13 protein-coding genes are annotated in these 13,857 nt (G+C 70.0%); 10 read left to right on the top strand and 3 right to left on the bottom strand.

Annotated features, from left to right (window positions below; translation table 11 throughout):
* Positions 1-41 precede the first annotated feature (41 nt).
* Positions 42-974 (bottom strand): SDR family oxidoreductase, encoded by a 933-nt coding sequence (locus SMD11_RS24060; RefSeq protein ID WP_234366153.1) that lies wholly within the window; start codon positions 972-974, stop codon positions 42-44.
* Between the two features lie 184 nt (positions 975-1,158).
* Between SMD11_RS24060 and SMD11_RS24055 the strand changes: the two genes are divergently transcribed.
* From SMD11_RS24055 to SMD11_RS24045, 3 genes are all read left to right on the top strand, one after another.
* A complete protein-coding gene (locus tag SMD11_RS24055) occupies positions 1,159-1,677 on the top strand; it encodes a DUF4240 domain-containing protein (RefSeq protein ID WP_199844091.1) in 519 nt (172 codons plus the stop codon).
* A 305-nt stretch (positions 1,678-1,982) separates the two neighbouring features.
* Positions 1,983-2,882 (top strand): TIGR01777 family oxidoreductase, encoded by a 900-nt coding sequence (locus tag SMD11_RS24050; protein WP_087928410.1) that lies wholly within the window; start codon positions 1,983-1,985, stop codon positions 2,880-2,882.
* Positions 2,883-3,055: 173 nt separating this feature from the next.
* Entirely contained in the window at positions 3,056-4,387 is a 1,332-nt protein-coding gene (locus tag SMD11_RS24045; RefSeq protein WP_087928409.1) for an NAD(P)/FAD-dependent oxidoreductase, read from the top strand.
* Positions 4,388-4,445: 58 nt separating this feature from the next.
* Here SMD11_RS24045 and SMD11_RS24040 read toward each other — a convergent pair whose 3' ends face one another.
* Positions 4,446-5,897 carry a regulator gene (locus SMD11_RS24040; protein ID WP_087930704.1) on the bottom strand — a complete coding sequence of 484 codons (1,452 nt, stop codon included), beginning with the start codon at positions 5,895-5,897 and terminating at the stop codon, positions 4,446-4,448.
* Between the two features lie 299 nt (positions 5,898-6,196).
* Between SMD11_RS24040 and lipB the strand changes: the two genes are divergently transcribed.
* From lipB to SMD11_RS24020, 4 genes are all read left to right on the top strand, one after another.
* On the top strand, positions 6,197-6,979 hold the full coding sequence (lipB, locus tag SMD11_RS24035; protein WP_087928408.1) for a lipoyl(octanoyl) transferase LipB: 783 nt from the start codon (positions 6,197-6,199) through the stop codon (positions 6,977-6,979).
* 140 nt (positions 6,980-7,119) lie between these two features.
* Positions 7,120-8,085 carry a lipoyl synthase gene (lipA, locus tag SMD11_RS24030; RefSeq protein ID WP_087928407.1) on the top strand — a complete coding sequence of 322 codons (966 nt, stop codon included), beginning with the start codon at positions 7,120-7,122 and terminating at the stop codon, positions 8,083-8,085.
* A gap of 234 nt (positions 8,086-8,319) precedes the next feature.
* Entirely contained in the window at positions 8,320-8,568 is a 249-nt protein-coding gene (locus tag SMD11_RS24025) for a hypothetical protein (protein ID WP_199843938.1), read from the top strand.
* A 10-nt stretch (positions 8,569-8,578) separates the two neighbouring features.
* Positions 8,579-9,259, top strand: a complete 681-nt coding sequence (locus SMD11_RS24020; protein ID WP_087928406.1) for a DUF4191 domain-containing protein — start codon at positions 8,579-8,581, stop codon at positions 9,257-9,259.
* A 117-nt stretch (positions 9,260-9,376) separates the two neighbouring features.
* On the opposite strand, the gene SMD11_RS24015 is transcribed toward SMD11_RS24020, so the two are convergent.
* Complete coding sequence (locus SMD11_RS24015; protein ID WP_087930702.1) at positions 9,377-9,847, bottom strand: RDD family protein; 471 nt, start codon at positions 9,845-9,847, stop codon at positions 9,377-9,379.
* 245 nt (positions 9,848-10,092) lie between these two features.
* Between SMD11_RS24015 and glnA the strand changes: the two genes are divergently transcribed.
* The 3 genes from glnA to SMD11_RS24005 all read left to right on the top strand — a co-directional run bounded on the left by glnA (position 10,093) and on the right by SMD11_RS24005 (position 13,471).
* Positions 10,093-11,502 (top strand): type I glutamate--ammonia ligase, encoded by a 1,410-nt coding sequence (glnA, locus tag SMD11_RS24010; RefSeq protein WP_087928405.1) that lies wholly within the window; start codon positions 10,093-10,095, stop codon positions 11,500-11,502.
* A gap of 320 nt (positions 11,503-11,822) precedes the next feature.
* Complete coding sequence (locus SMD11_RS37355) at positions 11,823-12,302, top strand: effector-associated constant component EACC1 (protein ID WP_418952534.1); 480 nt, start codon at positions 11,823-11,825, stop codon at positions 12,300-12,302.
* Positions 12,303-12,334: 32 nt separating this feature from the next.
* The gene (locus SMD11_RS24005; protein WP_234366152.1) at positions 12,335-13,471 is read left to right on the top strand and encodes a caspase, EACC1-associated type; all 1,137 of its coding nucleotides are present in this window, start codon (positions 12,335-12,337) and stop codon (positions 13,469-13,471) included.
* Positions 13,472-13,857: the final 386 nt, after the last annotated feature.

Genomic DNA, 13,857 nt, shown 5'->3' with positions numbered 1-13,857 from the left:
GTGGGGAAAGGCCCCGCGCAGCGGCAACCCCCGCCGCACCCCTAGCGGTACGACTCCGCCGACGCCTCCCTCCCCCCGAACACCACGTCCGCGAAATACGCGAAGCAATCCGGCCGGGACCCGTCCGCGTCATCGAAGTCGTACACCTTCGCCAACTCCCCGCTCGACAGCGACCGCCCCCCGAACCGCCCCCGCTCCGGATCCGCCGCCAGATGCGCGACCCCCCGCCCGATGAACCGCGGCGACTCCGCGATCGCGAAGTGCGGGCTCTTCTCGATCGCGTCCCGCCACGTGGCCTCCGTGACGCCGAAGTGGTCGAGCATCTCCTCCGAGCGCAGGAAGCCCGGCGTGACCGCCACGGCCGTGCCGCCGTACTCCGCCAGCTCCTCGGCGAGGCCGAAGGCCATCCGGATGGGGGCGTTCTTGGCCAGGTCGAAGAAGAGGTTGCCGCGGTAGGTCTTGTTGAACTCGGCGGTCCCGTCGGTCACCTCCACCACCAGTCCCCCGGGCCGCCGGATCAGCAGCGGCAGCGCGTAGTGGCTGGTGATCGCGTGCGTCTCGACGGAGAGCCGCAGCATCCGCAGCCCCTTGTCGAGGTCGACGTCCCACACCTTGGTGTCGAACTCGATCAGGTGATCACCACCCCAGACGTCGTTGACGAGCACGTCGAGCCGCCCCTGCTCCCGGTCGATCCGCTCCACGAGCGCCTTGACCTGCTCACGCTCCAGGTGGTCGGTGGGCACCGCGACGCCGGTGCCGCCGGCCGCCGTGACCAGCTCCGCGGTCTCCTCGATGGTCTCCGGCCGGCCGACCTCGCTCCGCCGGGCGCGGGTGGTCCGGCCGGTGACGTAGACGGTCGCCCCGGCGGCGCCCAGCTCCACGGCCATGGCCCGGCCCGCGCCCCGGGTCGCCCCGGCGACCAGCGCCACCTTTCCTGTCAGCTTCCCCGCGTACGCGCGTGCGGTGGTGTCCACTCCGGTGCCCTCGTTCCCTTGCCGGTCCGTCCTTCGGTGCCCTGCCGACGCTGCCACACATACCTGACATCCGCTGTCCGGATTTCCGGCGGATCCCTTTCCGGCGACGCACCGGTAACGAGACGGCGGCATCCGCTCCGCTCCACGTGCGGGGGCAGGTGGGAGGCACGATGCTGGTGGCGTGATGGACGAGACGGAGTTCTGGGACCTCATCGACAGCGCGCGCGACGCTGCCGAGGGCGACGCCGAGGACCAGGCCGACCTGCTGGTCGAGGCGCTGATGCAGCTCGACCCGGAGCGCGTGGTGGACTTCGCCCGGCACTTCGAGGCGCGCTACAACCGGGCCTACCTCTGGGACCTGTGGGGCGCCGCCGCCGTGCTGCTCAACGGCGCGAGCGACGACGCCTTCGACTACTTCCGCTGCTGGCTGATCGGCCAGGGCCGCGAGGTCTTCGAGGGCGCGGTCCACGACCCCGACCACCTGGCCGAGCTCCTGGCGGACTTCGACGACGAGGTCGACGGCGACGGCGAGGACCTGGGCTTCGCGGCGGACGAGGCGTACGAGCAGCTGACGGGCGCGGAGACGCCGGACCTGGGCCTGCCGAACCCCCCGCCGGAGCCTTCGGGGACACCGCTGGACCTGGAGGACGAGGCAGCGCTCGCGGAACGGTTCCCACGACTGTGGGAACGGTTCGGTGGCTAGCGGAGGCTTTCCCCTACCCGCCCCTTCCCGATACCGGGGGCAAGCCCCCGGGCCCCTGGTCGGCGCTGACGCGCGGTGGCCTCAAGCTCCCCCAGCCACCGCCGGGAGGCGCCCCGGCCGGGCTGGATCTCTCCCGGTTCCGGGCAACGAACCAGCCCGTCCGGCGCTTGAGGACCGGGGTCCGGGGCGGAGCCCCGGTTCGGGAAGGGGCGGGTAGGGGAAAGGCCCGCCGCAGGCGCACCGCCGCCGCACCACCCCACACCCCACAGACCCACCCCCGCCCCAACCCCCGGCAGGATGCCCCCATGCGAATCGCCCTCACCGGTTCCACCGGACTCATCGGCACCGCCCTCACCCGCGACCTCCGAAAGGACGGTCACGACGTCGTCCGCCTCGTCCGCCACCCGCCCCACGCCCCCGGCGAGGTCGCCTGGGACCCCAAGAGGCAGTGGGTCGACACCGCCGGGCTCGCCGGCTGCGAGGCGGTCGTCCACCTCGCCGGCGCCGGGATCGGCGACCACCGCTGGACCGAGGCGTACAAGAAGGAGATCCGCGACAGCCGCGTCCTCGGCACCGCCGCCCTCGCCGAGGCGCTGGCCTCGCTCGACACCCCGCCGCGCGTCCTGGTGAGCGGCAGCGCGGTCGGCGTCTACGGCGACACCGGCGACCGGGTGACCGACGAGAGCGCACCGCCCGGCTCCGGCTTCCTCGCGGACGTCTGCCAGGAGTGGGAGGAGGCCGCCGCGCCGGCCGCCGAGGCGGGCGTACGGACCGTCTTCGCGCGCACCGGCCTGGTCGTCGCCCGGCACGGCGGCGCCTGGGGCAAGCTCTTCCCCCTCTTCCGGGCCGGCCTCGGCGGGCGCATCGGGGGCGGACGGCAGTACTGGAGCTTCATCGCGCTGCACGATCATGTCGCGGCGCTCCGCCATCTGCTGGCGACGGAGAGCCTGGCGGGCCCGGTCAATCTGACGGGACCTCATCCGGTCACCAACCGTGAGGTCACCCGGACCATGGGGCGCGTACTGCACCGGCCGACGCTCCTCACCGTGCCCGCGCCGGCGCTCACCCTGGCGCTCGGCGAGATGGCCTCGGACCTGCTGCGCAGTCAGCGCGTGGTGCCGCGGCGGCTCCTGGACTCCGGATTCTCCTTCTCCTACCCGCGCGTCGAGAGCGCCGTACGGGCGGCGCTGACGGACACGCCCTGAACACGGACCGGCCACGGCGCCGGGTGACGTGCTACCGCCGTGCGACCGTGCTCTGTCCGTGCGCGACTGTTGTTGACCGAATTTCTCTCTACGGTCGAGGCAATTCGCGCATTGCCGCTGCCCGTTGAGGGCATCAGGCCCCAGAGCGAGCGGACCGACCCCCGGGAGGGCACGTGCTCAGCAGCGCACGCGAGACCGCACACGACGCCGACGTCGTCATCGTGGGAGCCGGTCTCGCCGGCCTCTCCGCGGCTCACCGGCTCACCGCCGCGGGGGTGACGGTCACCGTCCTGGAGGCCGCCCCGTACGTGGGGGGCCGTATGACCACCGACCGGATCGACGGCTTCCGACTGGATCGCACGGCGCAGCTGCTCAACACCGCCTTCCCCGAGCTCCTGGGCACCCCCGGGCTCGGCGGGCTCACCCTGCGCCCGTTCACCCCCGGGGTCCTGGTCCACGCCGACGGGCGCAACCAGCGCACGGGCGAGCCGCGCGGCGGCAAGCGGGCCTTCACCACCGCCAGGGCCTTCGCCACGGCCGCCCGCGCCTCCCGCTCCGGCGGCCTCGACCAGGCGCGCCTGGGGGTGGCCCTGGCCCGGCTGGCGGCCCTGCCCGCGCACCGGGTGCTCGCCCGTCCCGACCGGGCCACCGCCGACACGCTGACCGGGCGCGGCCTGCCGGCCCGTACGGTCGAGGGCTTCCTGCGCCCCTTGCTGGCCTCGCTGCTGTGCGACCCGGACCTCACCACCTCCAGCCGGTGCGCCGACCTCGTGCTGCGCGGCTACGCGCGGGGCCGGCTGTGCCTGCCCGAGGGCGGCGCCGACACCGTGCCGGAGCTGCTGGCGGCGCTGCTGCCGCCCGGGACGGTACGCACCGGGGTGCACGCCAAGACCGCCTGCACCACCTCCGTGGGCACCGCCGGGCACGGCGAGATCCGCTGCCGCTCGGTCGTCGTGGCCACGGGCGCGCGGGCCGCCACCGAGCTGATCCCCGGACTGCGGCTGCCGGGCTTCCACCCGGTGACGGTCCTGCACCACACGGCCGACGAGCCACCGCTGCGGGACGCCTCGCTGATCATCGCCGCGGGCCGGCGCGGACCGGTGGCGCACACCATGGTCGCCAGCGAGGTGGACCCGACGCGGGCGCCCGACGGCCGGGCGCTGATCACGTCGACGGTGCTCGGCGCGGCGGCGGGCATGCCGACCTCCGAGCTGGACCGCGCCGCGCGCGCCCAGCTGGCCCGCGTCTACGGCACCTCGACCGGCGGCTGGCGGCTGCTCTCCGCCCACCACGACCCCGACGCGGTCCCGGCCATGCCGGCCCCGCACGACGTGCGGCGCCCGGTGCGCCTGCTGTCCGGGCTCTATGTGTGCGGTGACCACCGTGACACGAGCACGGTGCAGGGCGCCCTGTTCTCGGGCCGCCGCGCCGCCCTGGCGGTCCTCCGCGACCTGGGCATCCGCACCCCGCACCCGGCGGATTCGGAAGAGCTCCAGGCGGCGTAGCGGGCACCGGCCGCGAGGGGGCCGGGCGGGCCGCCGGAAACGGCCCGCCCGGCCGCCCTCACAGCAGCGCCACCTTCTCCCGGTAGGCCCGGACCGCCGCCGCGTCCCGGTACGGCTCCAGCCGGCGCTCGAAGTCCCGGATGTACTCCAGGGCCCGCACCGACCGCATCTCCGCCGCCTGCGCCGCCGCCTCCGCGCCGAGGGTGCACGCCTGCTCCAGCTCGCCGAGCCCCAGCCGGGCCGTGGCCAGGACCACCCGGCAGAAGAGCCGGCTGCGGGCGTACGCCTGGCTGCGCAGCTGGAGGGAGCGCTCCGCGTGCTGCGCCGCGGCCCGGTACTGCTGGAGGTCGCGGTGGCAGTGCCCGAACTCGTCCGCCAGCTGGGCCTCGTCGAAGAACCTGGCCCAGTACGGCACGTCGTCGCCCGGCCGGGAGACCTCCAGGGCCCGCTCCGCCCGCGCGAGCGACGCCGAGCAGGCCCGTACCTCGCCCAGCACGCCGTGCCCGCGCGCCTCCACCGCGTGCAGCAGCGACTGCACCACGGACGGCGCGCTCGCCCCCACGCCCTGCTGGGCGACACGGGCCAGCTGCACCGCCTCCCGGCCGTGGCCGAGGTAGACCGCCTGGCGGCTCATGGTGACCAGCACATAGCTGCCGTAGGCGCGGTCGCCCGCCGCCTGGGCGAGCCGCAGCGCCTGGACGAAATAGCGCTGCGCCAGGCCGTGGGCGGCGATGTCGTACGAGGTCCAGCCGGCGAGCCGGGTGAGGTCGGCCACGGCGGCGAACAGCCGCCGCCCGGTGGACTCGCCGTACGTGCCGCGCAGCATCGGCTCGGCCTCGTGCTCCAGGTAGCGCACGAGGGCCTGCCGGGCGTGGCCGCCGCCGTAGGCGTGGTCGAGGGTGCGGAACAGCTCCCCCACCGAGCGCAGGGCCGCGATGTCGCCCATCGAGACCCGGCCGCCCGGGCCGCGCTCGGCGTGCCGCTGGCGCGGCGGGTGCGCCCGCGCCTGGGCGGGCACCCGGACGCCGCCCTCCGCGAGGGCCTGCGGCGGCGCGCCGCGGGCCACCCGCTCGTCGGCCCGGCCGATCAGCCAGTCCCGGCTCGGGACCACCAGCCCGGCCGGGGTGAAGGCGATCTTCCGGAGCTCGGTGTGGCTGCCGGAGTCCTTCCGCCAGAGCCCGCTGACGATGTCAATGGCCTCCTCGGGGGACGCGGCGAATTCCAGCCCGGCGTACACCGGGGCGCACGCGTCGAGCCCGAGGTCCTGTGCGGACAGCCGTCTTCCGAGCCGCCGCGTGAAGACCTCGGCGATGAGCGCCGGTGTCGTGCCACGCGGCTGCTGACCGCGCAGCCAGCGGGTCACGGACGTCTTGTCGTAACGCAGGTCGAGGCCGTGCTCAAGCCCTAACTGATCGACTCGCCGAGCCAGCCCTGCGTTGGAGAAGCCCGCCTCCGCGATGAGCGCGGCTAGCTGACGGTTGGGGATGCGCTGCGGGGGTCGTTCCGTCATCAGCCTGCCGGTCTCCCTGATCGCGTTCTGGAACGGCGTGAACTTAGCGGCCGCCAAACGCCCTGATCGCTACCTTCGCCCCGCATTCATCCGATCGTGTGAGGACAGATCAAATACGCATGGCTCGCGGTCCGGCGGGACCGGCCGCCTGCGGGGGTTCCGGCGGCCCGCCGTACAGTGGCAGCGCAAGGCCGCGAGAGCCGCAAGAGCTGCAAGAGCTGCAAGAGCTGCAAGAGCTGCAAGAGCTGCAAGAGCTGCAAGAGCTGCAAGAGTACGAGTAGGTTCGAAGAGGAGCTGCCGTGAGTGAGCTGCGCTTTGTCCACCTGGGCTTCGGGACGGACGCCGTCGAGTATCAGGAGGCATGGCAGGAGCAGCGCCGGGTGCACGCGGCCCGCTTCGCGGACGAGCTCCCGGACACCTGTCTGCTGCTGGAGCACCCGGCGGTCTACACAGCCGGACGGCGCACGGAAGCCAGCGAGCGCCCCCTGGACGGCACCCCCGTCGTCGACGTGGACCGGGGCGGGAAGATCACCTGGCACGGTCCCGGCCAGCTGGTCGGCTATCCGATCCTCAAGCTGCCGCGCCCGGTCGACGTGATCGCGCACGTGCGCCGGCTGGAGGAGGCCCTGATCCTCGCCTGCGCCGACTTCGGCCTGGAGACCACCCGGGTCGAGGGGCGCAGCGGGGTGTGGGTGCTGGGCGACCCGGTCGAGGAGCGCCCCGCGGTCGGCGGCCTGTCCCTGGACTTCGACCCGCGGCTGGCGGACGAGGAGTTCGACCCCCGGCTCAACGGCCCGGAGTACGCCCCGTCCAACGCCGGGCAGCGCCGTGAGGACCGCAAGCTGGCGGCGATCGGCATCCGGATCGCCAAGGGCGTCACGATGCACGGCTTCTCGCTGAACTGTGATCCCGACAACACCTGGTTCGACCGGATCGTCCCGTGCGGCATCCGCGACGCGGGCGTGACCTCGCTCTCGAACGAGCTGGGGCGGCGGGTGGGCGTGGCGGAGGTGCTGCCGGTGGTGGAGAAGCGGCTCCGGGAGGTCCTGGAGTCGGCGGAACCGCTGCCGAGAGCGGTGTAGGCGGCACGGCCGCGAGCCGAGGGGGAATGACCTTCCCCCCGCGCGGGTTGCCCCATCCGTAACCTTCGCACGTAAACACGTATGAATTAACGGGCGTACCCTGGTGTTCGCCGAGGAATCGAAGTCATAGGGAGCCGGACGTGTCCGCTGTCGCACCCGACGGACGCAAGATGCTGCGCTTGGAGGTCCGCAACGCCCAGACCCCCATCGAGCGCAAGCCCGAGTGGATCAAGACCCGGGCGAAGATGGGTCCCGAGTACACCGAGCTCCAGGGCCTGGTGAAGCGGGAGGGCCTGCACACCGTCTGTCAGGAGGCGGGCTGCCCCAACATCTACGAGTGCTGGGAGGACCGGGAGGCGACGTTCCTCATCGGTGGCGACCAGTGCACCCGGCGCTGTGACTTCTGCCAGATCGACACCGGCAAGCCGCAGGCGCTGGACCGCGACGAGCCGCGCCGCGTGGGCGAGTCCGTCGTCACGATGGACCTGAACTACGCCACGATCACCGGCGTCGCGCGCGACGACCTGGAGGACGGCGGCGCCTGGCTGTACGCGGAGACCGTGCGCCAGATCCACCAGCAGACCGCCGGCCGGGAGAGCGGCCGCACCAAGGTCGAGCTGCTGGCCCCCGACTTCAACGCGGTGCCCGAGCTGCTGGAGGAGGTCTTCGCCTCCCGCCCCGAGGTCTTCGCGCACAACGTGGAGACCGTGCCCCGGATCTTCCGGCGCATCCGCCCCGGCTTCCGCTACGAGCGCTCGCTGGAGGTGATCACCAAGGCCCGCGAGGCCGGGCTGATCACCAAGTCCAACCTCATCCTCGGCATGGGCGAGGAGCGCGCGGAGGTCAGCGAGGCGCTGCGCGACCTGCACGAGGCGGGTTGCGAGCTGATCACGATCACGCAGTACCTGCGCCCGTCGCCGCGGCACCACCCGGTGGAGCGCTGGGTGAAGCCGCAGGAGTTCGTGGAGCTCAAGCAGGAGGCGGACGAGATCGGCTACGCCGGTGTCATGTCCGGCCCGCTGGTCCGCTCCTCGTACCGCGCGGGGCGGCTGTACCAGCAGGCCATGGAGCGCCGCGGCACGGCGGCGGCGGGCCAGGCGGTCTGATCCCGCCCCTGTCCGGTTCCCGCGGAGGAATTCGACGCGGCCGGTGCCCCCACGACATCGTGGGGGCACCGGCCGCGTCAACGTTTCATAGGTGTTTGACCAACAGGTCATCCATTGGTAACACCGTTCAGTGACGATGGTTGTACGCACCGCATCAGTTCTTCAGCAGCACGTCACCGCACCGCCAGCCCCCCGCTGCCCTGTCACCACTTCCGCTCCCGAGGGGACCTCGACATGCAGCCCGCGCCGGTACGAGCCTCGTCCGCTCTGCCCACCGCCTTGCCCGCCACGCTCTCCGTACGGCCTCCGTCCGTCGGGGGTGCCCTGCGCGCGCTGGAGGGGCTGCTGATGCGTGGCGGCCAGCGCACCGCCCGCCGGAACGCCTGGACCGCGGTGCTGGAGGACCGCCGCCGGGCCAAGGACCGCCGCGAGGCGCAGCACGTCCTGGAGGCCGTGGCGGCCCCCGGTCCGCAGGCGACGTAAACTTCGCCGTATGGCGAGGAAGGAAACATCCGAGAACCCCGGGCGACTGAAGCAGATCGCCCTGACCTACAAGATGACCAAAAAGGTCGACTCGAAGGTCGGTCTTGTCGTCGCGGCTGTGGGAATCGTCACCTTCGGTGTCCTCCTCGCGATCGGCTTCTGGATCGATCACCCGATCTACCTGGGCATCCTTGGCTTCCTGCTGGCCTTCCTCGCGATGGCGATCGTCTTCGGACGCCGCGCCGAGCACGCCGCCTTCGGGCAGCTGGAGGGCCAGCCGGGTGCCGCCGCCGCGGTCCTGGAGAACGTGGGCCGTGGCTGGACGACGACCCCGGCGGTGGCGATGAACCGCAGCCAGGACGTCGTGCACCGGGCCGTGGGCAAGGCCGGCATCGTGCTCGTCGCGGAGGGCAACCCCAACCGGGTGAAGAGCCTGCTCGCGGCCGAGAAGAAGCGCATGGCGCGGATCGTCGCGGATGTGCCGGTGCACGACATCGTCGTGGGCGAGGCCGAGGGCCAGGTGCCGATCAAGAAGCTGCGCACGACGCTGCTCAAGCTGCCGCGGGTGCTCCCGGGCGCGCAGGTGACGATCGTCAACGACCGGCTGCGCGCGCTGGGCGACCTGATGAGCAACATGCCGATCCCGAAGGGTCCGATGCCGAAGGGCATGCGGATGCCGAAGGGCCGCTGAGGCCCGCGGAACGAGCCGTGAGGCTCATGGAACGAACGAGGCGGGGGCGGAACCGGGATCGGTTCCGCCCCCGCCTCGTTCGTGCGTGACGGCTGTCTCTCCGCGTGACCGCCGGGACTACCGGATCCGCACCTGCACGGCGCGGGCGAGGCGGTCGTGGAGGCCGCGGCTGTCGCGGTCCCAGATGACCGCCGGGATGACGGCGACCAGGAGCACGCTGCGCAGCAGCACGCGCGGGAAGGTGAGGCGGCCGCCGGCCTCGCCGACGACCCGCAGCCCGAGCAGCCGCTTCCCGGGGGTGCAGCCGACCGTACCCACAGTGATCACACTGAGTACGAAAAAGATCAGCAGCGCCCAGTTCCCGGTCTGCTGGGGTTTGCCGTCCGCCAGAAGGGCGTAGGCGATGAGCATGCACAGCGCCCAGTCGATGAAGATCGCGCCGAATCGCCGGCCGAGGGGCGCGACCGAGCCCGGCCCGCTCTCCGGCAGCCCGAGGCGCTCGCCCCGGTAACCGAAGTCGACGCCCATCTCCTCGGCGGCCGCGCGCGGCCCGGAGAGCCATGAGCCGATTGCTTGCCTGTTGTCCACCCGTCCACGGTACTGCGACCGCATACGTTCCCTTCCGGCCGGGTCCGCGCATTCGGCGTTTCGGACCGGTCCCGGACCGGATCCGGGCTTCGGCCCGGTTAACCTCGGCGAAACAAATGGGTCATGCTTGAGAAATCCCGTCTCTCTAGGGTCGGCGTCAGCGCGCCACACTGCATATGAACCCGCATATGGACTGCGCCACCGAAACAACCCCGACCGCGCACGGCCGGGCTAGGAGGAGTTGGATGTTCCAGAACGGCGACGACGCCAAGAAGTTCATCAAGGACGAGGACGTCAAGTTCGTCGATGTCCGCTTCTGCGACCTGCCTGGCGTGATGCAGCACTTCACGATCCCGGCGGCGGCGTTCGACCCGGCCGAGGAGCTCGCCTTCGACGGCTCGTCGATCCGCGGTTTCCAGGCCATCCACGAGTCCGACATGGCCCTGCGCGCCGATGTGAGCACGGCCCGGGTGGATCCTTTCCGCCGGGACAAGACGCTCAACATCAATTTCTTCATCCACGACCCGATCACGGGCGAGCAGTACAGCCGTGACCCGCGCAACATCGCGAAGAAGGCCGAGGCGTACCTCGCCTCCACCGGTATCGCGGACACCGCGTACTTCGGCCCCGAGGCCGAGTTCTACGTCTTCGACAACGTCCGCTTCAACACCGCGGCGAACGAGTCCTTCTACCACATCGACTCCGAGGCCGGCGCCTGGAACACCGGTGCGGTGGAGAACAACCGCGGTTACAAGGTCCGCTACAAGGGTGGTTACTTCCCGGCCCCGCCGGTCGACCACTTCGCCGACCTGCGCGCGGAGATCTCCCTGGAGCTGGACGCGGCCGGCCTCCAGGTCGAGCGCCAGCACCACGAGGTCGGCACGGCCGGCCAGGCGGAGATCAACTACAAGTTCAACACGCTGCTCGCCGCGGCCGACGACCTGATGCTGTTCAAGTACATCGTCAAGAACGTCGCCTGGCGCAACGGCAAGACCGCGACCTTCATGCCGAAGCCGATCTTCGGTGACAACGGCTCGGGCATGCACGTCCACCAGTCGCTGTGGAGCAACGGCGAGCCCCTCTTCTACGACGAGCAGGGCTACGCGGGCCTCTCGGACACCGCCCGCTACTACATCGGCGGCATCCTCAAGCACGCCCCGTCGCTGCTGGCCTTCACCAACCCGACGGTGAACTCCTACCACCGCCTGGTCCCCGGCTTCGAGGCCCCGGTCAACCTGGTCTACTCCCAGCGCAACCGCTCCGCCGCGATGCGCATCCCGATCACGGGCTCCAACCCGAAGGCCAAGCGCGTCGAGTTCCGCGCCCCGGACCCGTCCTCGAACCCGTACCTCGCCTTCTCGGCCCTCCTCCTGGCCGGCCTCGACGGCGTGAAGAACAAGATCGAGCCCGCCGAGCCGATCGACAAGGACCTCTACGAGCTCGCCCCCGACGAGCACGCGGGCGTCCCCCAGGTCCCGACCTCCCTCCCGGCCGTCCTCGAGGCCCTCGAGGCCGACAACGAGTACCTCCAGGCCGGCGGCGTCTTCACGTCCGACCTGATCGAGACCTGGATCGACTACAAGCGCACGCAGGAGATCGCCCCGATCCAGCTGCGTCCGCACCCGCACGAGTTCGAGATGTACTTCGACATCTAAGAGGCAGGGTCGGGCGACCTGGGCTGAAGTCCTGGAAACAGGCTGTGACCTGCGAGAACTCTTCTCAGTAGTTCTCACTGTCACCGCTTGATTTCCACCCCCTTGTGCACCTGGCGTGCACCGCCCTGCCAGTTCCCTGACTTGACGTCAGAAATGCCAGCGAGGGCCGCTACCCCATAGTCGGGGTAGCGGCCCTCGCTGCTTGTCCGGACTCTGGGTGCGGCGGCAGCCTTCTTCGTCTCCTAGTAGCGGGGCGGATCGGTGACCTGCGGTGATAGCTGCTGCGAGTCGCCGACCTAGACTTTTCTCGATTGCTGGCGATGGGGTGCGACAGTCCTGGGCCGATGAGGCCAAACGTGTGGTCCCTGGGCGGGGCGTGCGGGAGGATGGGTACAGGCTTCGTGCACGACCGTTTTCCGTCTGCGAGCGGGGTAGGGGGCACCTTGCGTATTGAGGTAGGGACTGGGGACGGCGATGATCTGCGTTCCCTGCATGCCTGGTTGCGAGATGAGCCGGATCTCCGCCGGACCGCCACCTACGACCTGTTGGAGCACCCCCCGGGACCGGGCGAGATGGGTTCCGCAGCTGAAGCCCTCCAACTCATCACGGAAAACGGCTGGAGCGCTGCCAACTTCGTTCTTGCACTTGTGACGTGGCGGCAGACGCGCCGTCGAGAACCGCCGGTTACGGTGAGGCGCGGCGAGGTGGTCGTTACCATCTCAAGCGGTGATGAAGCAGAGATTCGACGAGTGATCGCGATGCTTGAGGGAGAGGACGACAGGCAAGGTCGACGCCTGTGAGTCGCCTACCAGATCCTGGCGCTTCTCGTGCTGTGCTGATAGGAACCAGCCAGTACAGTCATCTGGATGCCTTGCCAGCGGTTGCCAACAATCTGGGAGCGCTGGCACAGGCTTTGTCCGGGCCACTTGGTTGGGGCTTGAACCGAGACAGCTGCATCGTTGTCAGTGAACCAACCAACGCGACTCAGGTTCTTGATGCAGTACAAGTCGCTGCTGACGAAGCTACCGACACGCTGTTGGTGTATTACGCCGGTCACGGCCTTCTGGGCTATGGCGGGGGCGGGGAGCTTTATCTGGCGGCAACGGGTTCCGTGCTGCAGCGTGAGGACACTGGATTACGGTACGCGCAGTTGCGAGACATGGTCTTGCACGGGCGGGCAGAACGACACGTGGTGGTGCTCGATTGCTGTTTCAGCGGCAAGGCCCTTGGGGCGATGAGTGGCCCCTCCGACCTGATGGATCACGCGGAGATCGAGGGTAGCTATGTCATCGCCTCCGCGCCGAGAGACAAGGTTGCCTTGGCCCCACCTGGCGAACCGTTCACCGCGTTCACCGGGGAACTGATCGAGGTTCTGAGGTGCGGCATCCCAGGGGGACCTGCGCTACTGGACCTTGACGATGTTTTCACGCACATTCGGAAGCGGCTGAAAGCCAAGGGGCGTCCTGCGCCCCAGAAGCGGGACCGTAACACTGCTGGGTGGCTTGCCCTCGGTCGCAACCCTGCCTATCGTCAGCCTCCTCTCGCGCATGAATCAAGACAAGAGTCTGGCGTGGCTGTTCGGTCCTGGCCGGACCCGAATGGCATTCGGACCGCTCAGGGATTCATCCTCTCGCTGAGGCGCGTGCGAGAGGTGAGCGGTATGAGAAATCTGGATATCAGCCGCTACTCGGGCGGGAAGATATCGAAGGGGACTGTAAGCAGCCTTCAGAGCAGAGAATCGATGCCGAAGCTGTGGCGTACCGTCGAGGCATATCTTTCGGCATGCGGTGTGCCAGAGAATGAAGTGACGCATTGGAAGAAGACCTGGAAACGGCTTCGAGATGAAGAAGATCGAGCCGTCGTCACCAAAGATAAATCTGTTACGGAAGTCCCGGGTGAGGCGGAGAAGTCTCGAAGTGCCGCCTGGAAGCAGTTCTTCAGGCGAGGCGTCCGCACCAAAGGTGGATAGGCCTCGACCGACTGTCTCTGAATTGCCCGCCTGAACCGCTTATCGGGACGGGCGGGCGGAGGCGACAGGGGGATCGGGCTGTTGCGTTGACGTTTCAGAATGGTTCCCGAAGAAGGTGTTCCAAGCTGCAATTACCAGCACGACGCCGACGACGATCATCCAGGTTGTCGGCTTCTTTGCGCGGCTGGAAATGGTAGTTGGCCTCACATAATGCGCTGCACGGTGGTAGCCCCTACGAGTCTTAGCCATGTCGACACCCCCGGTGGCGATACAGGCAGGCCCTGCATCTCTGCCGGGATAGCCTTGCAGTGATGCTTTGAATCGGTCCTGAGGAACCGAATGGGTCGGCTGGATTTCATCGTTATTGAAGGCTTTTTGGCGAGAAC

Origin of the sequence: Streptomyces albireticuli, from assembly GCF_002192455.1 — a bacterium.
GTDB classification, from domain to species: domain Bacteria; phylum Actinomycetota; class Actinomycetes; order Streptomycetales; family Streptomycetaceae; genus Streptomyces; species Streptomyces albireticuli_B.
The sequence above is the reverse complement of the archived record's forward strand: the minus strand, read 5'-3'. Positions and strand labels throughout refer to the sequence as shown.